The organism is Streptomyces capparidis (genome assembly GCF_054782095.1).
In genome coordinates this window covers 1-26,133 of record NZ_BAAGTD010000037.1, presented here as the reverse complement: position 1 = coordinate 26,133, position 26,133 = coordinate 1, and the positions used below count along the sequence as shown (strand labels likewise).

Sequence of the window (26,133 nt, the reverse complement as noted above, 5' to 3'; positions counted from 1 at the left end):
CCGGGCACGGCGACGGGCACGGCGACGGGCATGCGGACGAGGCGGCCGGGCGCGGCCACGGCCGGGGAGCGGAAGCGACCGAACGGGACGACGGGGGCATCACGGCTGCGGCACTGCGGTGCGGAAGGGGGTTCCATGGCGATGAGCCGGGAGGAGGTGGACCGTGCGCTGGCGCGGCTCGGCTCCGAGCACCAGGCGATCGAGTCCTCCCTCCTCGCGCTCCAGGACCACTCGGGGCGCAGGCTGCTCGAGGGCGCCGCGCTGACCGGCCGCACCAAGGAGCGGTGGGCGGCCGCCGAGCAGGCGGTCTCCCTGCTGTGGGCCCACTTCGAGGCGTACGGCCAGGCGCTGGAGGCGGCGCGGGGCATCCGGGCGCGGCGCAGCCGCCCCTCCCCCGGCGACCTGGCCGAGCTGACCGAGCTGCTGGCGGGGCAGGGCGTCACCGTCGCCGGGGCGCGGGTGCCCGAGGCGGCGCGTGGGCTCGCCGGGCCGGCGCGGCTGGCCGAGCGGCTGAGCCTGGCGGAGCTGGTCGAGCGGATGAACGGCTGGTACGCGCAGGTGATGGAGGTGGTCACCGCCGCGGACGCGGTGTGGACGGCCCTGCCCGCCCGGATCGACCTGCTCGCGGCCGAGGTCGGCCGGGTCCGCTCGCTGGCCCGCTCGGTGGGGGTGCGGCCCGGGGAGCACCCGGCGGGCGACGCCCTGGAGCAGGTCGCCGACGAGCTGGCGGAGCTGCGCGCGCTGGTGGTCGCCGACCCGCTGGAGCTGTGGCTGCCGGGCAGCGCGGTTCCCGGCGCGGGGGTGCCAGGTGCCGCCGACACCTCCGGCTACGACCGGATCGCCCGCGCCCTGGAGGAGGTCAGGCGGGAGGTGGAGGCGGTGCTGCGGGTCCGCGAGGAGGCGGACGAGCGGCTGTACCGGGTGCGGGACGTGCTGGCCCGGGCCGACGCCACGCTCGCCGAGGCCAGGAGCGCGCGCGGCGAGGTGCTGGCGAAGATCGCGGCGTCCGAGGTGCCCGCGGTCGGCGGCCCGCCGTCCGGTCTGCGGGAGCGGATCGTCGCCGCCGGGGACTACCGCAGGGCCGGCCAGTGGCACCGCCTGTCGTCGCTGCTCGACGTGCTGGAGGCGGCCGCGGACGAGGAGCTGGCCCGCGCCCGCGAGTCGCTGAGCGCCGTCACCGCGCCGCTCGCGGTGCGGGCGGAGCTGCGCGGCCGGCTGGACGCCTACCGGGCCAAGGCGGCGCGGCTGGGCTGCGCGGAGGACGTGGAGCTGCTGGAGCGCTACGACGTCGCCCGCAGGATGCTGTGGAGCGCCCCGTGCGACCTGCGGGCCGCGGGGCACGCGGTGCTGCGCTACCAGCAGGCGGTGGCCGACGTCCTGGCGCAGGAGGCCAGGGACGCGGAACGGAAGCGAGGGGGGAGAACATGAGCGCGTGCGGACGTCCCGGCTGCCCGGGGAACCTGGAGGACGACGGCCTCGGCCATCTCTACTGCGACACCTGCGGCATGGCCCCGCAGGCGGCGGCCGGCGGGGGCGGAGGAGGGGCGGGCACGTCCTCCGGTGGTTCGCCGGGCCCGTCGTCCGCGCCGTCCGGCCGGTCCTCCTCCGGGAGGTCCTCCTCGGGGCGGTCGTCGTCGGGCGGGTCGGCGTCGGGCAGCTCGGCGTCGGGGCGTTCGTCGTCGGGGCGGGTGGCCTCGCGCCGCTCGGTCTCCGGCAGGCTCGCCCGCACCCTGACCGGCCACTCCACGGCCGCGGTCTCGGTGCGCAGCTCCCGTACCGGCGGCAGCGCGCCGACGCGGGGGCGGCTCGGCGCCGGACTGGTGTCCGTCCCCGTGGTGCCCCGGCCCGACCCGCAATCGGCCGTGCTCGACAACCCCGAGGTGCCCGAGCGCAAGCGCTTCTGTAGCAAGTGCGACGCCCAGGTGGGCCGCAGCCGGGCCGGGCGCCCCGGCCGCAGCGAGGGGTTCTGCACCAAGTGCGGCCACCCGTACTCGTTCGTGCCCAAGCTGCGGCCCGGCCAGGTCGTGCACGGGCAGTACGACGTGAAGGGCTGCCTGGCACACGGCGGCCTCGGCTGGATCTACCTGGCCGTGGACCGCGCCGTGGACGACAAGTGGGTCGTGCTCAAGGGCCTGCTGGACACCGGCGACGAGGACGCGCTCGCGGCGGCCGTGGCCGAGCGCCGGTTCCTGTCCCAGATCGACCACCCGAACATCGTCGGCATCATCAACTTCGTCGAGCACTTCGACAAGCACACCGGCACCATGGACGGCTACATCGTCATGGACTACGTCGGCGGCAAGTCGCTCAAGGAGATCGCCAACGAGCGGCGCACCCCCGACGGGCGGCGCGAGCCGATGCCGGTGGAGCAGGCCATCGCCTACGCGCTCGAGGCGCTGGACGCCCTCGGCTACCTGCACGAACGCGGCCTGGTCTACTGCGACTTCAAGGTGGACAACGCCATCCAGCAGGAGGACAGGCTCAAGCTGATAGACCTCGGCGCGGTGCGGCACCTGGACGACCAGGACAGCGCCATCTACGGCACGATCGGCTACCAGGCGCCCGAGGTCGCCGAGGTCGGCCCGTCCGTCGCGTCGGACCTGTACACCGTGGCGCGCACCCTGGCGGTGCTCACCTTCGACTTCCAGGGCTACACCACCACCTACGTGCACAGCCTCCCCGACCCCGACGAGGTGGAGGTCTTCACCCGGTACGAGTCGTTCTACCGGCTGCTGGTGCGGGCCACCGACCCGGACCCGGACCGTCGGTTCGCCTCCGCCGAGGAGATGAGCGAGCAGCTCACCGGGGTGCTGCGCGAGGTGATCGCGCTGCGCACGGGCCGTCAGCGGCCGGCTCTGTCCACGCTGTTCGGCCCCGAGCTGAAGGTGGTGGACACCGAGCTGGTGGCGGCGCGGCCTTCGCCGGTGCTCACGGCGGCGGGCGCGCCCGGCGCGGTCGCTACCGCGACGGCGCCCCCGGTGGTGCGGCCGCAGGCGCGCGCCGCCGCGCTGGCGCTGCCGGTGCCCCGGGTGGACCCGTCCGACCCCAACGCGGGGCTGCTCGCCGCGCTGGCGGCCACCGCCCCGCAGGAGCTGGTCGCCGCCCTGGGCGCCGCCCCCGCCGCCTCCCCCGAGCTGCGGCTGCGCGAGCTGCGCGCCCGCCTGGAGCTCGGCGAGGTGGAGGCCGCCCGGGAGTGCCTGGCCCCGCTGGAGGCGGACCGCGCCGACGACTGGCGGGTGATCTGGTACCAGGGCCTGGTGGCGCTGGCCCGGGAGGACCACGCGACGGCGGCGCTGTCCTTCGACGCGGTGTACGACGCGTTCCCCGGGGAGCCCGCGCCGAAGCTGGCGCTCGGCCTGTGCGCGGAGCTGCTCGGCCAGCTCGACAACGCCGTGGAGTACTACCGGCTGGTGTGGACGACCGACCTCAGCTACGTCAGCGCCGCGTTCGGCCTGGCCCGGGTGCTGCTGGCCTCCGGGGACCGGGCCGGGGCGGTGCGGGTGCTGGAGTCCGTCCCCGACTCCTCCATCCACTTCACCGCGGCGCGGGTGGCCGCGGTGCGCGCCCGGCTGAGCGAGCGCCCGGCGGGCGAGCCGCTGCTGGACGACCTGCGGGCCGCCGCCGAGCAGATCGAGCGGCTCGACCTGGACCGGCAGCGGCGGGAGGCGCTGGCCGTCGAGGTGCTGGGCACGGCGCTCGCCTGGCTGCTGTCGGACGACGGCGGTGCCGGTGCGGGAGGCGCCGCGGCGCCGTCCCGGGGCTCGCTGCTCGGCAGCGAGCTGTCCGAGCGCGGGCTGCGGTTCGGCCTGGAGCGCTCGTACCGGGTGCTGGCCCGGCTGGCGCAGCAGGGCCGGGAGCGGATCGAACTGGTGGAGCAGGCCAACCGCTTGCGTCCGAGGACATGGGTGTGAGCACATGACGGAGACGACCCCCTGCCCCGGCTGCGCCGAACCGTGCCTTCCGGAGGACCGGTTCTGCGGCGGGTGCGGCGCGGCGCTGGGCGAGCGGGCGCGGGTCAACGGGAGCGGCGCCGACACGCTCGCCCTGCGCGTGCCGCGGGTGAGCGCGGTCGCTCCCGGCGCGGACCCGCGGCGCAGGGCGGGCACGCCCGCGCGCGCCGCGGGGCAGCGGGCGGGGCGTTCCTGCACCGCCTGCTCAGGCGGCCGCATCGACAACGACGGGTACTGCGAGACGTGCGGCCACGCCCAGCCGCGGGAACGGGATCACATGGAACGCGAACTCGAAGGAGTGGCCGGGGTCAGCGACCGCGGGCTGCGGCACCACAGGAACGAGGACGCGTTCCAGGTGTCCGCGACCAGCCTGCCCGACGGCGCGCCCGCCGTCGTCGCCGTGGTGTGCGACGGGGTGTCGTCGGCCACCCGGCCCGACGAGGCGTCGGCCACCGCGGCCGAGGCCGTGACCGACGCCCTGCTGGACGCGCTGGAGGCCGGGACCAGCCCCGGGCAGGCCATGCGCCAGGCGCTGCTGACCGCGGCGGAGGCCGTCAACGCCCTGTCCGACGGGCCGAGCCGCGACCACAACGCGCCGGCCTGCACCTGCGTCAGCGCAGTCGCCGACCCGGGCGCCGTCACCGTCGGCTGGATCGGCGACAGCCGCGCCTACTGGATACCGGACGACCGCATCGCGCCGCGCCGGCTCACCGAGGACGACTCGTGGGCGGCCCGCATGGTGGCCACGGGCCTGATGTCCGAGGCCGACGCCTACGCGGACGAGCGGGCGCACGCCATCACGGGCTGGCTGGGCGCCGACGCCGTCGAGGTCGATCCGCACACCACCTCCTTCCGCCCGGACGGCCCCGGCGTGGTGGTGGTGTGCACCGACGGGCTGTGGAACTACGCCGAGTCGGCCGCCCAGCTCGCCGCGGTCGTGCCCGCTGACGCCCGTACCGAACCGCTGCGCTCCGCCCGCCACCTGGTCGGCGTGGCGCTCGAGGGAGGCGGCCACGACAACGTGACGGTGGCCGTCCTCCCGTTCCCGCCCACCGTCGGCCGCGGCGACGCCACGCCGCCGGAAGCGTCCTGAAGGCCCGAGGGCCGAAGCGCCGCCGCGAGTGAGCCGGCGGCCCCCGGGCCGGCGCGACACCGGCGCCCCCACCACCGTTCCGCGACAAGGAGTTGCCCCACATGGCGAGGCTGGCCAAGTCGAACCTGCCCGAGTTCAGCGTCGAGGTGTACCAGAACGAGTACCTGCCGGAGGGCGGGCGCGAGGTCAACGCGGTGGTCACGGTGACCGCGACCGGCGGGGGCACCACCGGCGGCATGCCGCTGGCGAGCCCCACCCTGGCGCACGGCGTGGCCCCGGACGCCGCGGTGGTGCTGATGGTGGACTGCTCGGGCTCCATGGACTACCCGCCGACGAAGATGCGCGCCGCCCGCGAGGCGACGGCGGCGGCGATCGACACCGTCCGCGACGGCGTGGCGTTCGCCGTGGTGGCGGGCACCCACCAGGCCCGGGAGATCTATCCCGGCGGCGGGCGACTGGCGGTCGCCGACCCGCACACCCGGCACGCCGCCAAGGACGCGCTGCGGCGGCTGAGCGCCGGCGGCGGCACCGCGATCAGCACCTGGCTGCGGCTCGCCGACCGCCTGCTGCACTCCCGCGAGGTGGCGATACGCCACGGCATCCTGCTGACCGACGGGCGCAACGAGCACGAGGAGTCCGCCACGCTCGGCGCCGCCCTGGAGGACTGCGCGGGCCGGTTCACCTGCGACTGCCGCGGGGTGGGCACCGACTGGGCGGTGGAGGAGCTGCGGCGCATATCCTCCGCGCTGCTCGGCTCGGTGGACATCGTCGCCGACCCCTCCGGCCTGGAGGAGGACTTCCGCTCCATGATGGAGACGGCCATGGGCAAGGAGGTCGCGGACGTGCAGTTGCGGCTGTGGACGCCGCAGAGCGCCGAGATCCTGTTCGTCAAGCAGGTCGCGCCGACCGTGGAGGACCTCACCGGGCGGCGCACCGAGTCCGGTCCCCGCTCGGGCGACTATCCGACCGGCTCGTGGGGCGACGAGAGCCGCGACTACCACGTGGGCGTGCGCGTCCCCGCCGCGTCCGTGGGCGACGAGATGCTCGCCGCGCGGGTCAGCCTGGTGCTCAGCCGCTCCGACGGCGCCGCCGAGGTGCTCGGGCAGGGCCTGGTGCGCGCGGTGTGGACGAACGACATGGCGGCGTCCACCAGGATCAACCCGCAGGTGGCCCACTACACGGGGCAGGAGGAGCTGGCGGAGATGATCCAGCAGGGGCTGGAGGACCGCAAGGCGGGCCGGCTGGACTCGGCGACCGCGAAGCTGGGCCGCGCCGTCCAGTTGGCGAACGCCTCCGGCAACGAGGACACCGCGAAACTGCTGGCGAAGGTCGTGGACGTGGTGGACGCGGCCGAGGGTACTGTTCGACTCAAGTCGGGCGTGGCGCAGGAGGACGAGATGACGCTGGAGACGCGCTCGACCAAGACCGTCCGGGTGAAGAAGTAGGGCGTCCGCGCCAGCGGGGCGCGCCGGGAGGCCGGGCGCACCGGTTAAGCAGAGCACCAGCGTGGAGGGGGAACGCATGCCGACCTGTCCTATGGGCCACGAGTCGGAGACCGGGGACTACTGCTCGGTGTGCGGCCGGCTGATGGCCGCGCCGCCGCGTCCGGCGCCGCACCGTCCCGCGCCGCACCACCCGGGGCCGCCGCACCCGGCGGGGCCCGGCGGGTCGTATCCGCCGCCCGAGTCGGGCCCGGAGCCGCTCGGCCCTGACCCCGACGCGACGGCGGCCGTGGAGCTGTGCCCGCGGTGCAGGACGCCCCGCGAGGACGGGGAGGCGTACTGCGAGGGCTGCCGCTGGCAGTTCGGCGCCGGGCAGGCCGCCGCGGCGCCGCCGCCCCCGCCCGCGCCGCCCCGGATGCCGCCACCGCCACCGCCCGCGCCGGTCGGGGCGCCGCCACCCGCGCCCCCGGCGCACGTCCCACCCGCGCACGTCCCACCCGCGCCTGTCCCGCCCGCTCCCGTGCCGCCGGGTCCCGCGCCCTCGGCCGCCCCGCCTCCGTGGGGAGCGGCGCCGCAGCCGGACTCGGTGGAGAGCAGCTACCGCCTCCAGCCGCCGGCGCAGCAGCCAGGACCGCCGCCCATATCCCGGCCGCCCCTGGACGGAGCTCCGATACCCCGCTCGGCGGGCCCGGCGTCCTGGTACGTCACGGTCACCGCCGACCGGGAGTACTACGCGGCGATGATGGCCCGCAGCGGCCCCGAGGCGCAGCACCTGTTCTTCCCGCCGTACTCCCCCGAGCGCCGCTTCGAGCTGACCGGCAACCAACTGCGGATCGGCCGCGCCCGGCACCGTCCGGGCGAGGAGACCCCGGAGATCGACCTGTCCCGCCCCCCGGAGGACCCCGGGGTGTCGCACAAGCACGCGCTGCTGGTCGTCCAGCCGGACGGAAGCTGGGCGGTGATCGACCAGGAGTCCACCAACGGCACCACCCTCAACGGCGCCGAGGACTCCATCGAGCCGTATGTGCCCGTCCCGCTCAAGGACGGCGACCGGGTCCACGTGGGCGCGTGGACCACGATCACCGTGCACCGGGACGAGCTGCCGAGGCTGTGACGCGCGCCGGCCGGGGCCGCGGGGGCAGCCCGTGGGCCCGGCCCGCCGGTGATGAGACCATGGGAGGGTGAGAGAGATCCGGCGCGGCACACTCGGTCAGGAGACGTTCTTCGAGGCGGTGGGGGGCGAGGAGACCTTCCGCCGCCTGGTGCACCGCTTCTACCAGGGCGTGGCCGACGATCCGGTGCTGCGGCCGATGTACCCGGAGGAGGACCTGGGACCGGCCGAGGAGCGGCTGACGCTGTTCCTCATGCAGTACTGGGGCGGCCCGCGCACCTACAGCGATCAGCGCGGCCACCCGCGGCTGCGCATGCGCCACATGCCCTTCCGCGTGGACCGGGCCGCCCACGACGCGTGGCTGCGCCACATGCGCGACGCGGTGGACGGCCTCGGCCTCTCCCCGGAGCACGAGCGCGAGCTGTGGGAGTACCTGGTGTTCGCCGCGGGCTCCCTGATCAACAGCACGGACGAGTGAGGGGCGCGCCCTGCGCGCCCCTCCGCCCGGAGGTCGGTCTCGGCCGGCCCGTCGGTGCCTCCGCCGACGCCTCCGCCGGCGAGCCGCCGGGGTGTCCCCCTCAGGAGGACACCGGGGTGACGCTCAGCCCCGGCCCGCCGGAGCGGCGCAGCGCCACCGAGCCGTAGGCCGTGCGCAGGCGCAGCCAGGTGCCCGACGCCAGGACCACCACCGCCTCAGGTGACTCGTGGGGCTGCGCGGGCACCCGCGCGGGCCGCAGGAAGCCCAGGGAGTGTGCGGCGTGGACGGCGCGCAGCGGCAGGTCGGCGGCGGCGTCCAGGGAGCGGGACCAAATCTCGGCGGCCACCCGGTCGAGCTCGGCGCGGGTGCGCCGGTCGGCCGGCAGGCTCTCGGTGCGGGCGCGGAACTCCGCGACGCCCTGGGCGACGGCCCGCCGGACGGCTTCCAGCGGCAGCTCCGCCACCCGCCGCCAGCCACCGCGCGGCGGCAGCAGCCCGGCCCACGGCGGGCCGGTGACCGGTTCGGGCACGGCGGCGGTGGCCGCGTCGTCGTCCAGGCCGTCGAGCAGTCGTCCCGCCGAGACGGTGACGTCGAGCTCGGCCTCGTCGGCGAGCCGGACGGCCCGGATGGCGAGGACGTCGAACGGCGGGTGGCCGAAGACGGCGAGCGCGGTGCCGTGGGCGCGCAGGCGCACGGCGGCGGCCTTGTCGTAGTGCAGTAGCCGGGCCAGGAAGGCGGCGAGGTCCGCCGCCTCCCTGGTGTCGGCGAGAGTGAGCCGGGTCATGCGACGGCGGCCCCGGCCCGCCTGCGGGGACCGTCCGGCACGGTGTCCTCCAGGTACTTCTCCAGGAACGACCGCTCCTCGGCGGTGATCCGGCGCGGCCTGCCCCGCTCCAGGTCGTAGGGCACCACGATGGTGCTCGCGCGCACGTACACCTGCTTGGCGTCCTTGATCTCGTAGGCGACCGTGAGCGAGGCGGCGGTGATCGCGGTGACCCACAGCTCGACGGTCACCGGCTCGTGGCGGTGCACCAGCGGCCTGAGGTAGTCCACCTCGTGCCGGGCGACCACGCTGCCCCCGGACAGGGCGGTGCTGCCCTGCCCGGGAGCGAGCCGGAACATGAAGTCGATCCGCGCCTCTTCGAGGTAGCGCAGGAAGACGACGTTGTTCACGTGCCCGAACGCGTCCATGTCGGACCAGCGCAGCGGGCACGCGTACCGATGACGCGCCATCAGCCGCGGGTCAGCTTCTTGTGGGTGGCGCGGTGCGGGCGGGCCGCCTCGGGGCCCAGCCGCTCGACCTTGTTCTTCTCGTAGGACTCGAAGTTGCCCTCGAACCAGAACCACTTGGAGTCGCCCTCGTAGGCCAGGATGTGCGTGGCCACGCGGTCGAGGAACCAGCGGTCGTGGGAGATGACCACGGCGCAGCCGGGGAAGTCCAGCAGGGCCTTCTCCAGCGAGGAGAGGGTCTCCACGTCGAGGTCGTTGGTGGGCTCGTCGAGCAGCAGCAGGTTGCCGCCCTGCTTGAGGGTGAGCGCGAGGTTGAGGCGGTTGCGCTCACCGCCGGAGAGCACACCGGCCGGCTTCTGCTGGTCCGGGCCCTTGAAGCCGAAGGCGCTCACATAGGCGCGCGAGGGCATCTCGACCTGGCCGACGTTGATGTAGTCCAAGCCGTCGGAGACGACCTCCCACAGCGTCTTCTTCGCCTCGATGCCGGAGCGGTTCTGGTCGACGTAGGAGACGCTGACGGTGTCGCCGACGCGGACGGTGCCGGAGTCCGGCTTCTCCTCACCGGTGATCATCTTGAACAGCGTGGTCTTGCCCGCGCCGTTGGGGCCGATGATGCCGACGATGCCGTTGCGGGGCAGGGTGAAGGAGAGGTCTTCGATGAGGACCTTGTCACCGAACGCCTTGGAGAGGTTGGCGACCTCCACCACCAGGTTGCCCAGGCGGGGGCCCGGCGGGATCTGGATCTCCTCGAAGTCCAGCTTCCGCATCTTCTCGGCCTCGGCGGCCATCTCCTCGTAGCGGGCCAGCCGGGCCTTGGACTTCGCCTGCCGCGCCTTGGCGTTGGAGCGCACCCACTCCAGCTCCTCCTTGAGGCGCTTGGCGCGCTTGGCGTCCTTCTGGCCCTCGACCTTCAGCCGGGACTGCTTGGTCTCCAGGTAGGTGGAGTAGTTGCCCTCGTAGGGGTAGGCGCGGCCGCGGTCCAGCTCGAGGATCCACTCGGCGACGTGGTCCAGGAAGTACCGGTCGTGGGTGACCGCGACGACCGTGCCGGCGTACTTGGCCAGGTGCTGCTCCAGCCACGCCACGGACTCGGCGTCGAGGTGGTTGGTGGGCTCGTCGAGCAGCAGCAGGTCGGGCTGCTCCAGCAGGAGCTTGCACAGCGCGACGCGGCGGCGCTCACCACCGGAGAGGTTGGTGACGGGCCAGTCGCCGGGCGGGCAGCCCAGGGCGTCCATGGCCTGCTCGAGCTGGGCGTCCAGGTCCCAGGCGTTGGCGTGGTCGAGATCCTCCTGGAGCTTGCCCATCTCCTCGAGGAGGGCGTCGGAGTAGTCCGTCGCCATCAGCTCGGCGATCTCGTTGAACCGGTCCAGCTTGGCCTTGGTCTCGGCCACGCCGTCCTGGACGTTCTCCAGCACGGTCTTGGACTCGTCCAGCGGGGGCTCCTGGAGGAGCATGCCGACCGAGTAGCCCGGGGCGAGGAAGGCGTCGCCGTTGGACGGCTGCTCCAGACCGGCCATGATCTTCAGGACGGTTGACTTGCCGGCACCGTTCGGCCCGACCACGCCGATCTTCGCCCCGGGCAGGAAGTTCAGCGATACGTCGTCGAGGATCACCTTGTCGCCGTGCGCCTTGCGCGCCTTGCGCATGGTGTAGATGTACTCAGCCAAAGGAAACCGTCCGGCGTCGTCATGGGGGTGGTCAGATCCCTTCCATCTTGCCGTACGCCGAGGGCACCGGTCACATGCCGTTCCCCGGGGTGCGCACGGGGTGCGCGGGACAGGGGTGACATCCCGGGGCCGCCCCGGAAACCCCCGGGTGAACACCCGGGTGAGGGACGGCGGGGACGGAAGGGCGCCCCGGGCGGCGAGCCGCGGACTCGGGACCGGAGCGGCTCGGCCCGGGCGCGGGCGCAGGTCGGATCGATGGACCAGGTGCCTTCCAAGCACATGGCCCTGGGGGACTCGACGGGAGCGCCCGGGGCCGGCCGCGGCTCACCCCGCTCTTGGGTGAGGTTCGATGCCCGGCGTCCCGCCGCTCGGGCGCGACCGTGCCCGTATCCCCCGGCGTCGCCACTGCTGTCCCGGGTCCGGGGCCGGGGGCCGGGGCTGGGGGCCGGGGTCCGGCGTCCAGGGCCCGGGGTCCGGGGCCCGGGGTCCGGCACGAGGCGGGCCCCGTGGTTCCGGGGAACCACGGGGCCCGCCGCCCGTGTACTGCTTGCTGTGCTGTGTCGTGCTGTGTCGTGCTCCGCTCCGGTGCTCACGCGCCGGGCGGGTGCCTTCCGGCGGTCAGCCTCAGGCCGCCGGGGTGCCCGCCTTGCGCTTGCGGAGGAAGAACACCGTGCCGCCGCCGACGGCCAGGAGCACCACGGCCAGGCCCGCGATCAGCGGGGTGGAGCTGCTGCTGCCGGTCTCGGCCAGGTCACCGCCGGTGGTGCTGCCGCCGTCGGTGGAGGAGGAGCCCTCGGAGGAGCCGCCCGCGGAGGCCGGGGTGGGCTCGTTGCCGCCGCCGGTGGCGCTGCCGCCCGCGCTGCCGCCGTTGGTGCTGTCGGTCTTGCAGTTCAGGACGCCCTCGAAGACCTTCTCGGTGCCGTCAGGCATGGCGATGGAGACCTTGTACGCCTCGTCCTCCTTCACCGGGAAGAGCACGGTCTCGGTCTTGCCGGCGCCGATCGTGTACTCCTTGCCCTCGAGCTCGAAGACGAACTCCTCGTCGCCCTCGTTGCTCACGGTGATGTCCACGCCGCCCTCGGCGCAGTTGTTGGCGGTGGTGATCGCCGGGATCGGGCCCTTGGAGTCCGGGGCCGCCCAGGTGGCGGTGGCCGTCGCCTGGACGGTGGCCTGGCTGGAACCCGCGAGGATCTGGGTCTGGCTGCCCTCGCTGACGAACACGCGGCCGACCGGCACCACGGTCTGGGCCTTGACGGTGAGCGACGCCACGCCCGGCTCGGCGCCCGCGGGGACGTCGAAGTACAGCTCGTCGCCGCCGGCCACGGTGGTGACGGCCTGGCCGTCCTTGTTCACGACCTTGACGTCGGCGGACTGCGCGGCCGCGTCGAGGGAGACCTCGGCCTGCGCCGTGGTGTTGACCTTGACCGGGCCGAGCTTCTCGCCCGCCTTGCCGGAGACGGCTGCCGGGTCGAGGGTGATGGAGGGCGCGGGCTCCTGGAGCTGCTGCGCCTTGTCCTTCAGGTAGTCGGTGAGCTTCTTGGCGTCGGCCTCCTTCGGGACGGCGTTGACCTTGTCGGAGAACCACCAGATGGCGGCCTGGGTGCCCGTCGCGGCCTCGGCCGCGTCCAGGTCCTTGGCGCCGAGGCCCGCGGCCTCACCGAGCTTGGCCAGGTCGTTGACCTTCGGGTACGAGTTCTCCAGGATCCAGACGATCTTCCCGGCGTCCTCGTTGCTGTGGAGGGTGGACTTGGCCCAGTCCGTCTCCTGGTAGACGGAGCCGTTCCGCGTCTGGTGGAAGATGTCCACGCAGTAGGTCTTCAGCTCGCCGCCGCCCTCGACGGAGAGGCTGAACAGACCCGCGGAGATGCTCTTCTCGCCGATCTTGACGGTCCCCGACTCCTGCTCCAGCAGGTTCCCGAGCTTGGCACGGGCGCCCGCAGCGGTTCCGGCGGGGCCGTCCTCCGCCTGCGCCGGGCCGGCGACGGCTATGGCACTGACCGCGGCGAGGCTGGTTGCCGCGAGCACGGCGGAAAGGCGCGCACTTCTCCGCCCTTGTACACGGAACATACGTTTACCCCTCTGTGCGAGGCGGCGCAGGTCGTCACGCCTCGCGCACGCATCGTGGACCCCCCGTACAACGCGAGGAATCCTAGGGAACCGCCGCCGACCCTCCGACAGGAGGAAGCCTCGACCACCAATTCGATTCGGAATCGTTATCCGTCGCAGGTGTGAACGCGAGAATATCGATAAATCATCCTGACGAGCCGAAAACCGCACGGCACGGCAATTGCCGAGAATTACCGCCAAGGCCCCAGAGGATGATCAATCGGTGCGATCACCCCACCGGGGCGGGCTCCGCCGGCATCCCCGGCAGCAGCGGCTCCCCCTCCGGCTCCCCGGCCCCCTCGGGCACCGCCTCCGGCACCGCCCCGGGCCCGGAGGGCGGCCCCGCCAGCCCGTCCTCCTCACCCGGCCGGCCGCGAACTCCCCGCCGGAAGGCGGAGGTTCCGCGCGAGAGGTCGTGGCCGACCGCGCCCGCGTCGATGTCCACCGCCGTGTGCCACTGCCCCTCCTTCTCCCACTCGCGCACCCGCAGCCGGCCCTGCACCACCAGCGGGTCGCCCCGGCCCACCGAGGTGGCCACGTTCCCGGCGAGGGTGCGCCAGGCCCACACCGTGTAGAAGGACGTGTGCCCGTCCACCCAGGCGTTGCGCCCGCGGTCCCAGCGTCGCGTCGTGGAGGCCAGGCGGAAGCTGGCCACCGGGATTCCCGAGGGCGTTTGCCGGTACTTCACCTCCGACGCCGCGTTTCCGATCAGCGTCACCGTCGTCTCGTTCATTTCCGGCCCCTCCCCATGTGTCATGCCGCGTGTCATGCCGTGTGTCATGCCGGGTGCCGCGTTGTGTGCCGCGCCGCATTCCCGGACACCTCCAGCATTCCCGTATTCAGGGCTTTGCCGACGGGAGGGCGGAAATCTGTGGATTTCTCGGTGGTTGTGGACAACCCGGTCGCTCGCGGGGGTGAGGGAGGAGCCTCACGCTCCCGCCGCCTCCCCGTACCGCTCCCTGACCCGCCGGTAGCGCCGCAACTCGCCGTCGAGCGGGTCCAGCACCAGTGCGGCGCCCCGTTCCTCGGCCGCCTCGCGCAGCCGGGACTCCACCTCGCGCCCCCGCCGCCGCGCCGGGCCGCCCGCCAGGCACCGGCCCAGCCAGCCCAGCACCACCCCCGTCACCATGGCGCCCACCAGCAGCGCGCCCGGCATCCACCACGGCCAGGCGAGCACCCGAGCCGCCCGCCCCAGCAGCCCCATCAGGCCCAGCGCCGCGAGGCACAGCAGCAGCCACTGCACCGCCTCGGCGCCCCGCCACCACCGCGGCCGCTCCGGCGCGTCCGAGCGCGCCCCCGCCACGGCCTCGTCCAGCGCGCCGGCCAGCTCCCGGCCGCCCCGCTCCGCCACCTCCCGCACGCCCCGGGCCCACGGCTCGGGCAGCCCCGCCGCCGCGTCCCGCACCACCTCGCGCACGGCCTCGTCCACCACCGCGCGGTGGGCCGGCACCGGCTCGTCCGACGGCTGCTCGCCCCCGTCGCCGGCCGCCGCCACGGTGGAGCACACCAGGGAGCGCCCGAGGAAGCGCACCGGGGTCCGGGCGAGGAACCGCGCGTAGGGGGGCGCGAACGCGGTCGCGGCCAGGCGCACGAAGGCCCGCTCCTTGGCCTCGGCCGCCGCGCGCGCCCCCACCGCCTCGGCCAGCCGCTCGCAGAACCGCTCCCGCGCCTCCTCGTCGAGGCCCGGCAGCAGCCCGCCCACGTACACCGGGCGCAGCTCCCGCGCCGCCCGGTCCAGGTCGGCGCTGATCCGCCGGTCCGCGGCCCCGCGCTCGCGCACCATCCGCTCGAGCGCCGCCCGCAGCTCGCCCACGCCCTCGCCGGTCAGCGCGGAGGTCGCGAACACCTGGGCGCCGGCCTCGCCGTGCTCCTCCACGGCGAGGCCGTCCTCGTCCAGCAGGCGCCGCAGGTCGTGGGTGCACTGCGGCACCGCGTCCTCGGGCAGGCGGTCGATCTGATTGAGCACGACGACCATCACCTCCGCGTGCCCGGCCAGCGGCCGCAGGTACCGCTCGTGGACGCTGGCGTCGGCGTACTTCTCCGGGTCGACCACCCACACCAGCACGTCCACCAGGCCCACCATGCGGTCCACCTGGGCGCGGTGGCGGTGGTCGGCGGAGTCCAGGTCGGGCAGGTCGAGCAGCACCAGGCCGCGCGGCTCCTCCTCTCCGCCGAGCCGCGCGGTGTCCAGCGAGCGGCGGCGGGTGAACCGCATCCGCTCCGGTACCCCGAGCCGGTCCAGCAGCTCCTGGGCGCCCTCGGGGTCCCACACGCAGGCGACCGGGGTGCTCGTGGTGGGCCGCCGGGCCCCTACCACCGCCAGGTCGAGCCCGCACACGGCGTTGAACAGCGACGACTTGCCGCTGCCCGTCGTCCCCGCGAGCGCCACCACCGTGTGGCGCGCCGAGAGCCGCATCCGCTCCCCCGCGCGTCTGAGCAACTCGCGCGCCGGATCGAGCGCCTCGCGCTCCACCCGTTCCTCCGAGAGCCGCAGCAGGTCCTCGAAGGCGTCCAGCCTGGTCCGCAGCGCCGTGGCCGTCATGGTCACCTCTCCCTCCGTTCCGCGGTCTCCCGCCGCACCACCGAAAGCGCCGCGATCAGCGCCACCTGCTGGTGCGGGGTGACGTCCATCTCGTCGAGCCGGGCCAGCCGCCGCTCGCACTCCCCGCGCACCAGGTCGCCGACGAGCGCGTCCAGCTCCCGCCCGGCCTCCGCCAGGCCTCGGCCGCCCTCCGCGCCAGGCGCCCCGACCACGGCGGCGGCCAGGCGCAGCGCCGCCCGGGAGCCGCCGGCCAGGGCGAACACCTGCTTCTGCCACCGCTCGACCGTCTCGGCCACCCGCCGGTGGGTGCGCACCGTCTCGTGCTCCGGCCAGGTGAGGCCGGTCCCCGCCGGGTCGGCGGCCCAGGCGAGGGCGGTGCGCTCCGCCGCGCCGTCGAGCGCCGAGCGCAGCAGCGCCGCCAGGCCGTCGCCGATGGCCTCCCAGACTCCGTCGTCCTCGCCGGTAGCGGTGTGCTCCCGCCATCGGGCGAGCACCTCGCCCCGGACGACGGCGCCCGCGCGGACCTCCTCGCCGATCACCTCCGCCGCCCGGGCGTACGCCGCGTCACCTGCCCTGGACAGGCGCAGCACCGCGGCGTGCTGGGCGGCGGACGCGGCGGCCAGCTCGGGCACCCGGGCGCGCAGTGAGCGCAGCACGCCCTGGGCGGTGCGCCGGGCCGCGGCGAGGCGCGCGGCCGGGTCCTCGGCCTGCTCCCGCAGCCACGCGCGCAGGCCGGCGACCGCGGTGTGCGGGAGCAGCCCGCCGTGGCCGACGGACTCGGGCAGCTCGGGGACGGTGAACCTGGGCACGTCGCCGAGCCCGGCCTCGGCGAGCAGGGCGGCGTAGTGGTCGGACAGCTCACGGGCGACCCGGTGCGGGACCCGGTCCAGCACGGTGGCGAGCGTGACGTCGTACTCCCTGGCGGTGCGCAGGAGGTTCCACGGCACGGCGTCGGCGTAGCGGGAGCCGCTGGTGACGAAGACCCAGACATCGGCGGCGCACACCAGCTCGGCGGCCAGCTCGCGGCCCTGCCCGTCCAGCGAGTCGATGTCGGGGGCGTCGAGCAGGGCGATCCCCGGCGGCAGCGCGTCGGCGCCGACGAGCCGCAGCTCCTCGTCCCGGGCGAGCCCCGGCAGGACACGCCGGTCGGCGAACCACTCGCGGTCGTCCGGGTGGCAGACCAGGACCGGCACCCGGGTGGTGGGCCGCAGGAACCCGGCCGGGGAGACCTCGCTGCCCACCAGCGAGTTGACGAGGGTGGACTTGCCCGCGCCGGTGGACCCGCCCACGACGGCGAGCAGGGGAGCGTGCGGGCTGCGCATTCTCGGCAGCAGGTAGTCGTCGAGCTGCGCGAGCAGCTCCTGCCGTGCCCGCCGTGCCCGGGGCGCGCCGGGCACGGCGAGCGGGAAGCGTGCGGCGGCGACCCGATCGCGCAGTGCGGACAGCGCCTCGAGCAGTTCTGGCTCTACTTCCAAGATCGACACATGGGAAGAATGCCCAATTTTGGGGCATTATGAAAGCTCCACATGGACGACGCCAGCGATCCGGCACCCGTTAGGGCCCACTCGCGGGGAGCAACCGCCCGCGAAGGGGGGCGCGACCACCGGCGCGGCAGACCCGGCGAACACACTTTCCGCACCCCCTCCGCACCCTCGCGACGAGCAGCGACACGCGGCGGCAACCAGGCAGCCACTCCGCGCTCACTCTCGGCCACCTCGGCGATAACGAGTCCACAACGCCCGTCACTTCATGGGCAAAAAGCTGTGCAGGAGGCACGAACGCCTGCGATTATCGGATCGCTTCACGGAACCTCCACAACGTGTTGTGGAGGTGAAGCAACCTGTACGAGGACCGCCGAGCCTTATCCTTGTCCCCGGCAAGGTCACGGAACCGCCGAGCCCGCCATCCCACGGCCCGCACGGTCGGCACCGTCACCACCGCCGGGAGCGGGCACGGCGCGCGGTCGCCGTCCAGCCCCCGTAGCTCAGCGGATAGAGCAGGTGCCTTCTAAGCACTTGGCCGCAGGTTCGAGTCCTGCCGGGGGCACCATCCTCCTTCAGCGGCAGCCGACACCCGGCGGCGCCCTCCTCACCGCGACCGCTCACGATCCTCCACGACGGCCGTCCGGCGCGCCCGTCCCGCGACCGCGCCGATCACTTCTCATCGGCCAAGTGCTTCTGACGGAAGGTCATGGCCAACGCTTGGCGGTGGGCGACGCGTTCGGGGCGGGGTGGCGGGCCGGACTCGGGCGTGTGATCACATGACCGCCCGCCTTCGGACGCATCGTCCGCTCGCCCGACCATCCGATGGTCGCGGTTTCACCGGTGGCCGCTGACGACCCACACGCTCCCGGCCGCCCGCCGACGCACCGGGCAACCGGGTGGGGTCGGCGAGCCCGCACTCCGCGATGTCCGCCACGCGCAGTGAACCGTTGCCCCCAGGGCGCCCCGCCCACCGTTCGCCCCCCATCTCCACCAGAGCCGGTCTTCTTGTCCGAGATCCCCGCCCACCAGCGTAACTGTACCATCCGGATGGTACAGTTACGCTCATGCGACCAAGCTCGAAGACCAAAATCCTGGAAGCCGCCATCCGCGTGACCGAGCGGGAGGGCATCACCCATCTGACGCTGGAGGCGGTGGCCGAAGAGGCCGGGGTCACCAAGGGCGGACTGCTCTACCACTTCCGCACCCGGGAGGAGCTGCTGCTGGAAATCCAGCGGCATCTCACGTCGGGCTGGGAGGAGCGGCTGCTCGCGGAGCTGGGCAAGCCGCTCACCGAGGCGACGCCGCAGGAGCGGGCGGCCGCCTACGCGCGGGTGGGGGCGCAGGGCGGGGCCAGCAAGGCGGAGCTCGCGTTCCTGGTGGAGGCGGCCGCGCGGCCGGAGCTGGCCCGGGCGTGGGACGCGCTGATGGAGCGGTGGCTGCCGGAGCCGTCCTCGCCCGACCCGCGATGGCTGGACCTGTTCCTGGCCCGGCTGGCCGCGGACGGGCTGTGGCTGTTCGAGGCCACCAGCCGGGTGCGGCTCACGCCCGAGGTCAAGGAGGCGGTGTGCCGGCGGATCGCCGCGCTCGCCGAGGAGGCGACCGCGCCGTGACCGCCGTCCCCTCCCCCGTGACCGGCCGGCCGCCGAGGGCGCGGCGGCGCGTGCGGAACGCCGCGGGCGCGGCATGAGCAGGGCACGGCGCTGGCTGGTCCTGGCGACCGTCTCGGCGGGGCTGCTGCTGATATCGGTGGACATGACGGTGCTCTACACCGCCCTGCCGACCCTGACCGGCGAGCTGGGGGCCGATGCCTCGGAGAAGCTGTGGATCATCAACGCGTACCCGCTGGTGATGGCGGGGCTGCTGCTGGGCGCGGGCACGCTGGGCGACCGGGTGGGGCACAAGCGGATGTTCCTGACGGGCCTGGTGCTGTTCGGCGCGGCGTCGACGGCGGCGGCGTTCGCCCCGTCCCCGCAGGTCCTCATCGGCGCGCGGGCCTTCCTCGCGGTGGGCGCCGCCGCGATGATGCCCGCCACGCTGTCGCTGATCCGGATCACCTTCGACGACGAGCGTGAGCGCGGTGTCGCCATCGGGATCTGGGGTTCGGTGTCGGTCGTCGGCACCGCGCTCGGCCCGATCGTGGGCGGGCTGCTGCTGGAGCACTTCTGGTGGGGCTCGGTGTTCCTGGTCAACGTGCCCATCGTGCTGCTCTCCCTGGCCGCGGCGGCCGTCCTGGCGCCGGGCCGGGCGGGCCACCGGGACCGGCCCTGGGACCTGGTGGCGTCGTTGCAGGTCATGGTCGGACTGGTCGGCCTGGTCTACGCGATCAAGGAGGTGACCAAGCCGGAGCCCGCGCCCTGGGCGGTGGTCCTCGCCCTCCTGGTCTCCGCGGCCGGGTTCCGGCTCTTCGTGCGCCGCCAGCGCCGGCAGCCGTTCCCGTTGCTCGACTTCGCCCTGCTCCGGGACCGGCGCATCCTCACCGGCGTCATCGCAGCCGCGCTGGCGATGTTCGCCGCCGCGGGCGTCCAGTTGGTCCTCACGCAGCGCCTCCAGCTCGTCGTCGGCCTCACCCCGCTGCGGGCGGGCCTGCTGGTGGCCGCGTTCGCCGTGGGGGCGCTGCCGGCCGGTGTGCTCGCGGGCGGAGTGCTGCACCGCGCCGGGACGCGCCCGCTGATCGGCGGCGGTCTGCTCGTGGGCGCGCTGGGCGTGCTGGTCACCCTGCTGCTGACCCCGGGTGCGGCTCCCCTGCTGGGCCCGGGGCGCAGCGCGGCCTGGGCCGTGCCGGGGCTGCTCCTGGTGGGCGCCGGCCTGGGCGCCGTCATGGTCGCGGCCTCCGCCGCCATCGTCGGCAGCGCACCGCCGCACCGCGCGGGCATGGCGTCCTCCGTGGAGGAGGTCTCCTACGAGCTCGGCAGCCTCAGCGGCGTCGCCGTCCTCGGCAGCGTGCTGACGGCGGTCTACACCGGCACCGTCACCCTGCCCGAGGGCGCCCCCGCCCCGGCCGCCGAGAGCCTCGACGAGGCCCGTGCCGCGGCGGACGGGCTGCCCGCGCCGGGCGCCCGCGCCCTGCTGGACGCCGCCACGTCCGCCTTCGACAACGGCTACACCCTCACCCTGTCCATCACCGCGGCGGCGCTCGCCGCGGGCGGCCTGTTCGCCTGCCGCCACCTGAGGCGACGGCCCCCGGACCCCGCCGGGCACACCGTGTGAGCACGGCCGCCCGCCCCCGCGCGTGGTCCGAGCCCGGATTGGCCGAACACGGACGCAACCGGCCGGGGCCCGGGACGCGGGGGCGGGCGGCCGGGCCCGCGGGTGTGCGGTGGGGGGCGGCACGGCGGTGCGGGGTTGTACTCCGGTCTCCGTATTTTCGGGAACCCTCACCCAACGACAGGGGGCGGAAGAGAGCACTCCGGGTGACAGGGCGCGCGACGGCGTGTGTACGTCGAAAGCGCATTCGGACAACGCCGGATTGAGGGTGGTGCCGAGGGCGAGCGGTGTGACATGGTTTTACTCCCGCGGCGTACGAGCCGGGGAGTCGGGGGACATCGGGGGACTCGGGGAAACACCGCGCTCCGGGGGGAGCGCGGCGGGGGGAACCAGCACGGCCGGCCGACGCGCCGGTTCTCGCGGAGCACCGCGCGTGATTCCACAACTTCCGTTCGAGCCTTGGGGTGGCCCTGCGCCTCCCACCGGCCTGCGTGTGACGCGGTTCGAGCCCGAAAGACGTTCATCAGGGAGTTGGGTCACGCAATGAAACGCACAGCAGCTCTTTTCCTGGCCACCAGCGGCCTGCTCGCCACCGCGCTGGCGACGACCGCGGGCGCGGCCGAGCCCGCCGACGCGGCGGCGCCCGGCGGCGGCTGGGAGCGGGTCGAGGGCGCCGACCTGGGCCGGATGACCGGCCAGCGGAGCCTGACGGCGCAGGTCGAGGAGTACCCGGTCGCCTTCCAGTCGGCCAAGAACAGCAAGTTCGTGACCACCGAGGTGACCTACGCGGCGCCCAACACGGGCCTCCAGCGGGCCCGGGCCACCGATGTGGCCGGGAGCTGGGAGTCGTACATCCTGTCGTACGACGAGGCCCTCGACACCTGGGCGCTGAAGTCCCAGGCGAACAACAAGTACGTCGCGGTGGAGAAGAACTTCACCGGTGCCACGCAGAACGCGCTGCGCGCCCGGTCGGACTCGGTGGGCGGCTGGGAGCGGTTCATCCTCTGGTACAACGAGGAGACCGACCGGTACGCGCTCCAGTCCGAGCTGAACGGCCTGTTCGTCGCGATGGAGAACAACTACACCGGCAACCTCCAGTACACCCTGCGCGCCCGCTCCACCGACATCGGGGGCTCGTGGGAGGAGTTCATGATCTACGACCTCGTCACCTCCTGACGCCCTCCGCCGGCGGGCGGCACCGGTGACGTCCGCCGCGACGGCGCCGCGGGCCGCACCCGCCGGTGAGCGCCCGGGGACTCGCAGCGAGACCCCGGGCGCTCCGGGCCGCGCAGGCCCGGGGCCGGTCGTCGGGCGAACGCGGGCATGACCTCGTCGTGGATCAGCCGGAGCCGGGTGTTCACGTCGGGGGCGCCCGCCAGTCCCGGCCCGCGTATCGCGCCCAACTTCAGCGGTACCCGCCGCCGCACGGGGCGGGCGAAGGCGAACAGGCGCTCGTAGGTGTGGAACTCGCCGTGAAAGGTGATGCTCCCCTCGTCCAGGAGCGTCCGCACCACATGCGGCGCCTCCTTCACCCCGGGCCGGCGGACGGGTGCGGGACCAGTCGATGCCGTACTGCGCGAGCAGGCCGAAGTTCCCGCTGGACAGCACCGCCTCGGCCCGCCCGTCCGTCAGCTCGTCCAGGGTGGCCAGGGCCCGCGCGATCAGTGTCGGCTCGCGCAGCGTCACCGGGGGATGAGAACCGCCTGTCCTGCGAGCCGATCCCCGTGTGACGAGGGTCTCACGGCGGGGGCGCCGGCTGTCCGGGGGCGCCGCGTGCGGAGGGGTGACGACGCGTCGTCCTCGGCGAGCCCCGCCGTGCGCGCCGGGTACGGGTGCCGCCGTCCCCGGCGCGCCCGAAAGGTCCGTGAAACACCCCCGGGGAATCACCGGGAGGAAACGCCCGGGCACCAGTGGTGAGTCGAGCGGGAATACGCTTCGCCGACCGCCGGATTTTCCGGTCCCGCGCCGGGTGAATTGCGCCGTTCCACAACGGCCGGAACATCCACCCGGTTGCCGGGGCGACCTGTGGGAACGCTCACACAACGCCCTTGACCCTCGCGGTAGTTGGCACTCTTGACCGGCCTTAGGATGCGTCACAGCAAACGGCCGGGACACAGACTGCGAGAGGTCGTACCGTGAGCGAACAGAAGGACGCGACACAGCCCGGGCAGGGCGGCGCCGACTGTGAGGCCCCCACTGACCTGCGGACCGACCGCGCTCACGGGGCACGCATCTACGACTACATTCTCGGCGGCAAGGACCACTACGCCATCGACCGGGAAGCCGGTGACGCCTCGCTGGCGGTGTGGCCCGCACTGCGGGTGCACATGCGGGCCAATCGTGACTTCATGCACCGCGCCGCCCGGTATCTCGCGGCCGAGAAGGGCATCCGGCAGTTTCTCGACATCGGCACCGGCATTCCCACCTCGCCCAACCTGCACGAGGTCGTGCAGGAGGTGGCCCCGGAATCCCGGGTGGTGTACGTGGACAACGACCCCATCGTGCTGGTCCACGCCCGCACGCTGATGGCCAGCGGGCCGGAGGGCAAAACGGCGTACATCGACGCCGACATGCGCGAGCCGGAGAAGATCCTGAGCGCGCCCGAGCTGCGCGAGACGCTGGACCTCAGCCGGCCGGTGGGCCTGACGCTGATCGCGATGGTGCACTTCATCCTCGATGACGACGACGCCTACCGCGTGGTGCGCCGGGTCGTGGACGCCATGCCGTCGGGCAGCTACGTGGCCATGACGATCGCCACGGACGACTTCAACCCCGAGGTGCTGGCCCGCGTCGGCCAGGAGTACGCCTCGCGCGGGGAGCCGCTCCGGTGGCGGACCAAGCCCCAGTCGGAACGCTTCTTCGACGGGCTGGAGCTGGAGGAGCCCGGCGTGGTGCAGATGCACAAGTGGCGCCCCGAGCCCGGGACGCTGGAGGGCGTCAACGACGAGGACATCGCGATGTACGCGGGGATCGCCCGCAAGCCGTAGCGTTCCGGCACCCCAAACGCCCCCTGTCCGGTTACCCCCGGCCGGACAGGGGGTTCATCTTTCTCCGGACGGGCGGGGGCGGGCCGGGCGGGGCCGGGCGGACGGCGGGGCCGGCCCGGCGGCGGGGCAGGGCACCTGTGGGGCCGGGGCTGCGGCGGCCGGGCGTCACGGCCACGGACGGGCCCCGCCCAGCCGTCTGGCCTTCACCGCCATGTGCAGCAGCAGCCGGTCCTCGCCCCGGTCCAGGTCCAGGCCGGTGAGCTGCTCGACGCGGGACAGGCGGTAGTACAGGGTCTGCCGGTGGATGCTCAGCTCCTGCGCGGCCTGCTGGGCGTGGCCCGCGCGGTCCAGGTAGACCTCGACCGTGCGCACCAGGATCTCGTGGGACGGGGTGAGCAGCGGCGCCAGCACCGGGTCCTCGGCCGCGCCGGGCGGCAGCTCCGCCAGGACCCGGTACGGCCCGATGGCGTCCCAGCGCGCCACCGGGCCCAGACCGGGGTCGGCGCTCGCGGCGGCAGCGGCGGCGCGGGCCTGCCGCAGGGCCCTGCGGGCGTCCGGCAGCTCGTGGTGCACGGCGCTCACCCCGGACGCGGCCGGGCCGTCCGGGGCGCGCCGGGCGAGCAGCTCCATCAGCCGCCCCGCCGCCTCCGCGACCGGGCCCGCGCCGCTCGCCCCGCGCACCGGCATCAGCAGCACCGACTCGTGGTACGCCGCCCCCTCACCGTCCGGCGCGGCCCACACCACCGCGCGCCCGGGCAGCGCCCGCACCACGCCCGGCGGTCCGCCCGTGCCCGGCGTCCGCACCGACGCCACCGCGTAGGGCGCGCCCTCGGGCAGCCCCAGCTCCGAGCCGAGCGTGAACGCGGCGGCCCGCCGCTCCGCCGCCGTGCCCGCGAGCAGCCGGCCCAGCTCCGCGCCGAGCAGGAAGCCCGCGTGCGCCTCCCCCGCCATCAGCGCGCCCGCGCGCTCCGCCACCGCCATGCCCCGGCGCAGCGCCGCCGCGTCCCAGCCGCCGCCCTCCGGGTCCTGGTCGATCAGCCACAGGTAGCCGTAGGTGACGCCTTCGTGCCTGGCCGGCAGGCACAGCCGCCCGAGCACCCCGCTCTCCGGGCGCGGCGGGATCCGCACCGGCCCTTCGGCGGTGCTGATCCCGAACTGCTCGAACCAGGCGCGCACGTCCGCCGTCGAGCGGCGGCTGAGAATCGACCGCGCCCGCACCGGGTCCGCCTCACCCTCGTGGGCGCAGAAGGCGAGCAGGGTGAAGTCGCGGTCCTCCAGCGTCGCCGGGGCGCCGAGCAGCCCGGCCGCCTCCTCCACCAGGTCCTGGTAGTCGCCGCGCACTCCCGTCCTCCCGCCTTCATACATCTGTCCAATTGTGCCGCGCCCAGAACGTGACTTCTGTCCATGGAGCGACCGGCCCCGCATTGCCTACGTTTTTGGACACAACCCTCAGCGGTCGCGCGGGGGCCCACGGCCCCGCCCGCACCGCTCGTCCGCTCCACCGGAGGTACCGTTGCTCGGCTCCCTGCTGCTCACCGCCGCGCGCAGCGACCGCCTGCGCCGCGTCGTGGGGACGGCTCCCTTCACCCGCCCCGTCGTGGACCGCTTCGTGGCCGGGGAGGACCTGGGGGACGCGCTGCACGCCGTCCGCAGGCTGGTCTCCTCCGGGCTCACGGTCACCCTGGACCACCTGGGTGAGGACGTCACCGACAAGGCCGGCGCCCTGGCCACCCGCGACGCCTATCTGCGGCTGCTGGAGACGCTGGACCCGCAGGGGTACGGGCCGCGCGCCGAGGTGTCCGTGAAGCTGTCGGCATTCGGGCAGGCGCTGCCGCACGGCGGGCACGACGTCGCGCTGGACAACGTGCGCCAGGTCTGCCAGGCCGCCGACGCGGCGGGCACCACCGTCACCCTGGACATGGAGGACCACACCACCGTGGACTCCACCCTGGCCATCCTGGAAGAGCTGCGCCGCGCCCACCCGGGCACCGGCGCGGTGCTCCAGTCGTACCTGTTCCGCACCGAGGACGACGCCCGCCGCCTGGCGGTGCCCGGCTCCCGGGTGCGGCTGGTCAAGGGCGCGTACCGCGAGCCCGCGAGCGTGGCGCACCAGGACAAGCGGCAGGTGGACCGCGCCTACGCGCGCTGCCTGGCGATCCTCATGGCCGGTGGCGGCTATCCGATGATCGGCTCGCACGACCCCCGGCTGATCCGGCTCACCCAGGAGCTCGCCCTCCGGCACGGCCGGGCCAAGGGCGACTACGAGTTCCAGATGCTGTACGGGATCCGCACCGCCGAGCAGCAGCGCCTCGCCGACCTCGGCGAGACCGTGCGCGTGTATGTGCCCTACGGCTCGGACTGGTACGGCTACTTCATGCGCCGCCTCGCCGAGCGCCCGGCCAACCTGGCCTTCTTCCTCCGTTCGTTCGTTCCGGGCGCCTGAGCCCTCGTCCCCAAGGAGTCGTTGACGATGGATGCTGTGTCGGTGGTGCCGGTGCCGGTGAACGAGCCGGTGCGCTCCTACGCCCCCGGGTCCGCGGAGCGGGCGCGGTTGGAGGCCAGGCTGAAGGAGCTGGCCGCCTCGCCGCGTGAGTTGCCGATGACCATCGGCGGGGTGAAGCGCATGGGCGGCGGTGAACGAGTGCCGGTCGTGCAGCCCCACCGGCACCGCTCCGTGCTGGGCACCTACGGCAACGCCACCGACGCGGACGTCACCGACGCGGTGCAGGCCGCGCTGGCCGCGGGGCCGAGGTGGCGGGCACTGTCGTTCGAGGACCGGGCGGCGGTGCTGCTCAAGGCCGCGGACCTGCTGGCCGGGCCGTGGCGGGAGACGATGGCG

The 26,133-nt window shown here is 74.3% G+C and carries 20 protein-coding genes, 1 tRNA gene and 1 pseudogene; 13 read left to right on the top strand and 9 right to left on the bottom strand.

The genetic code is table 11. The features are described from left to right. The first annotated feature begins 141 nt into the window (after positions 1 to 141). The 6 genes from ACYVO2_RS25995 to ACYVO2_RS25970 all read left to right on the top strand — a co-directional run bounded on the left by ACYVO2_RS25995 (position 142) and on the right by ACYVO2_RS25970 (position 8,074). Positions 142 to 1,428 carry a hypothetical protein gene (locus tag ACYVO2_RS25995; protein ID WP_461010460.1) on the top strand — a complete coding sequence of 429 codons (1,287 nt, stop codon included), beginning with the start codon at positions 142 to 144 and terminating at the stop codon, positions 1,426 to 1,428. Next, positions 1,425 to 3,911: a serine/threonine-protein kinase gene (locus ACYVO2_RS25990; RefSeq protein WP_461010418.1), complete on the top strand. Its 2,487-nt coding sequence runs from the start codon at positions 1,425 to 1,427 to the stop codon at positions 3,909 to 3,911. Before ACYVO2_RS25995 ends, ACYVO2_RS25990 begins: the two co-directional genes overlap by 4 nt. A gap of 4 nt (positions 3,912 to 3,915) precedes the next feature. Beyond that, positions 3,916 to 5,043 (top strand): PP2C family protein-serine/threonine phosphatase, encoded by a 1,128-nt coding sequence (locus tag ACYVO2_RS25985; RefSeq protein WP_461010417.1) that lies wholly within the window; start codon positions 3,916 to 3,918, stop codon positions 5,041 to 5,043. Positions 5,044 to 5,144: 101 nt separating this feature from the next. Beyond that, positions 5,145 to 6,488: a vWA domain-containing protein gene (locus ACYVO2_RS25980; protein ID WP_461010416.1), complete on the top strand. Its 1,344-nt coding sequence runs from the start codon at positions 5,145 to 5,147 to the stop codon at positions 6,486 to 6,488. Positions 6,489 to 6,564: 76 nt separating this feature from the next. Further along, positions 6,565 to 7,599 carry an FHA domain-containing protein gene (locus tag ACYVO2_RS25975; RefSeq protein WP_461010415.1) on the top strand — a complete coding sequence of 345 codons (1,035 nt, stop codon included), beginning with the start codon at positions 6,565 to 6,567 and terminating at the stop codon, positions 7,597 to 7,599. Positions 7,600 to 7,666: 67 nt separating this feature from the next. Continuing rightward, on the top strand, positions 7,667 to 8,074 hold the full coding sequence (locus ACYVO2_RS25970) for a globin (protein WP_461010414.1): 408 nt from the start codon (positions 7,667 to 7,669) through the stop codon (positions 8,072 to 8,074). A 100-nt stretch (positions 8,075 to 8,174) separates the two neighbouring features. Here the strand turns inward: ACYVO2_RS25970 and ACYVO2_RS25965 are convergent, their stop codons facing one another. The 7 genes from ACYVO2_RS25965 to ACYVO2_RS25935 all read right to left on the bottom strand — a co-directional run bounded on the left by ACYVO2_RS25965 (position 8,175) and on the right by ACYVO2_RS25935 (position 17,103). Next, positions 8,175 to 8,858 (bottom strand): hypothetical protein, encoded by a 684-nt coding sequence (locus tag ACYVO2_RS25965; protein ID WP_461010413.1) that lies wholly within the window; start codon positions 8,856 to 8,858, stop codon positions 8,175 to 8,177. Beyond that, positions 8,855 to 9,307 (bottom strand): acyl-CoA thioesterase, encoded by a 453-nt coding sequence (locus ACYVO2_RS25960; protein ID WP_461010412.1) that lies wholly within the window; start codon positions 9,305 to 9,307, stop codon positions 8,855 to 8,857. Before ACYVO2_RS25960 ends, ACYVO2_RS25965 begins: the two co-directional genes overlap by 4 nt. Further along, the gene (gene ettA, locus ACYVO2_RS25955; RefSeq protein WP_461010411.1) at positions 9,307 to 10,971 is read right to left on the bottom strand and encodes an energy-dependent translational throttle protein EttA; all 1,665 of its coding nucleotides are present in this window, start codon (positions 10,969 to 10,971) and stop codon (positions 9,307 to 9,309) included. Before ettA ends, ACYVO2_RS25960 begins: the two co-directional genes overlap by 1 nt. A 624-nt stretch (positions 10,972 to 11,595) precedes the next feature. Then, positions 11,596 to 12,996: an LAETG motif-containing sortase-dependent surface protein gene (locus ACYVO2_RS25950; protein ID WP_461010410.1), complete on the bottom strand. Its 1,401-nt coding sequence runs from the start codon at positions 12,994 to 12,996 to the stop codon at positions 11,596 to 11,598. A 310-nt stretch (positions 12,997 to 13,306) separates the two neighbouring features. Continuing rightward, a complete protein-coding gene (gene ssb, locus ACYVO2_RS25945; RefSeq protein WP_461010409.1) occupies positions 13,307 to 13,810 on the bottom strand; it encodes a single-stranded DNA-binding protein in 504 nt (167 codons plus the stop codon). A 195-nt stretch (positions 13,811 to 14,005) separates the two neighbouring features. Beyond that, a complete protein-coding gene (locus ACYVO2_RS25940) occupies positions 14,006 to 15,619 on the bottom strand; it encodes a GTPase (RefSeq protein WP_461010408.1) in 1,614 nt (537 codons plus the stop codon). Between the two features lie 2 nt (positions 15,620 to 15,621). Then, complete coding sequence (locus ACYVO2_RS25935; protein ID WP_461010407.1) at positions 15,622 to 17,103, bottom strand: dynamin family protein; 1,482 nt, start codon at positions 17,101 to 17,103, stop codon at positions 15,622 to 15,624. 489 nt (positions 17,104 to 17,592) lie between these two features. Between ACYVO2_RS25935 and ACYVO2_RS25930 the strand changes: the two genes are divergently transcribed. From ACYVO2_RS25930 to ACYVO2_RS25915, 4 genes are all read left to right on the top strand, one after another. Beyond that, positions 17,593 to 17,668 (top strand) — tRNA-Arg (locus tag ACYVO2_RS25930). 499 nt (positions 17,669 to 18,167) lie between these two features. Next, on the top strand, positions 18,168 to 18,713 hold the full coding sequence (locus ACYVO2_RS25925; protein ID WP_461010406.1) for a TetR/AcrR family transcriptional regulator: 546 nt from the start codon (positions 18,168 to 18,170) through the stop codon (positions 18,711 to 18,713). A 73-nt stretch (positions 18,714 to 18,786) separates the two neighbouring features. Further along, complete coding sequence (locus ACYVO2_RS25920; protein WP_461010405.1) at positions 18,787 to 20,310, top strand: MFS transporter; 1,524 nt, start codon at positions 18,787 to 18,789, stop codon at positions 20,308 to 20,310. Positions 20,311 to 20,850: 540 nt separating this feature from the next. Next, a complete protein-coding gene (locus ACYVO2_RS25915) occupies positions 20,851 to 21,483 on the top strand; it encodes a fascin domain-containing protein (RefSeq protein ID WP_461010404.1) in 633 nt (210 codons plus the stop codon). A 206-nt stretch (positions 21,484 to 21,689) separates the two neighbouring features. Here the strand turns inward: ACYVO2_RS25915 and ACYVO2_RS25910 are convergent. Next, positions 21,690 to 22,017: pseudogene (locus tag ACYVO2_RS25910) on the bottom strand (LLM class flavin-dependent oxidoreductase); the annotation flags it as partial. Between the two features lie 425 nt (positions 22,018 to 22,442). Here ACYVO2_RS25910 and ACYVO2_RS25905 point away from each other — a divergent pair. After that, on the top strand, positions 22,443 to 23,294 hold the full coding sequence (locus ACYVO2_RS25905) for an SAM-dependent methyltransferase (protein ID WP_461010403.1): 852 nt from the start codon (positions 22,443 to 22,445) through the stop codon (positions 23,292 to 23,294). A gap of 165 nt (positions 23,295 to 23,459) precedes the next feature. On the opposite strand, the gene ACYVO2_RS25900 is transcribed toward ACYVO2_RS25905, so the two are convergent. Beyond that, positions 23,460 to 24,659: a PucR family transcriptional regulator gene (locus ACYVO2_RS25900; RefSeq protein WP_461010402.1), complete on the bottom strand. Its 1,200-nt coding sequence runs from the start codon at positions 24,657 to 24,659 to the stop codon at positions 23,460 to 23,462. Between the two features lie 148 nt (positions 24,660 to 24,807). Here ACYVO2_RS25900 and ACYVO2_RS25895 point away from each other — a divergent pair, with 148 nt between their 5' ends. Both ACYVO2_RS25895 and ACYVO2_RS25890 read left to right on the top strand, forming a co-directional pair. Beyond that, a complete protein-coding gene (locus ACYVO2_RS25895) occupies positions 24,808 to 25,737 on the top strand; it encodes a proline dehydrogenase family protein (RefSeq protein WP_461010401.1) in 930 nt (309 codons plus the stop codon). Positions 25,738 to 25,764: 27 nt separating this feature from the next. Further along, the coding region (locus ACYVO2_RS25890; protein ID WP_461010400.1) for an aldehyde dehydrogenase family protein at positions 25,765 to 26,133 on the top strand (369 nt) is incomplete at its 3' end.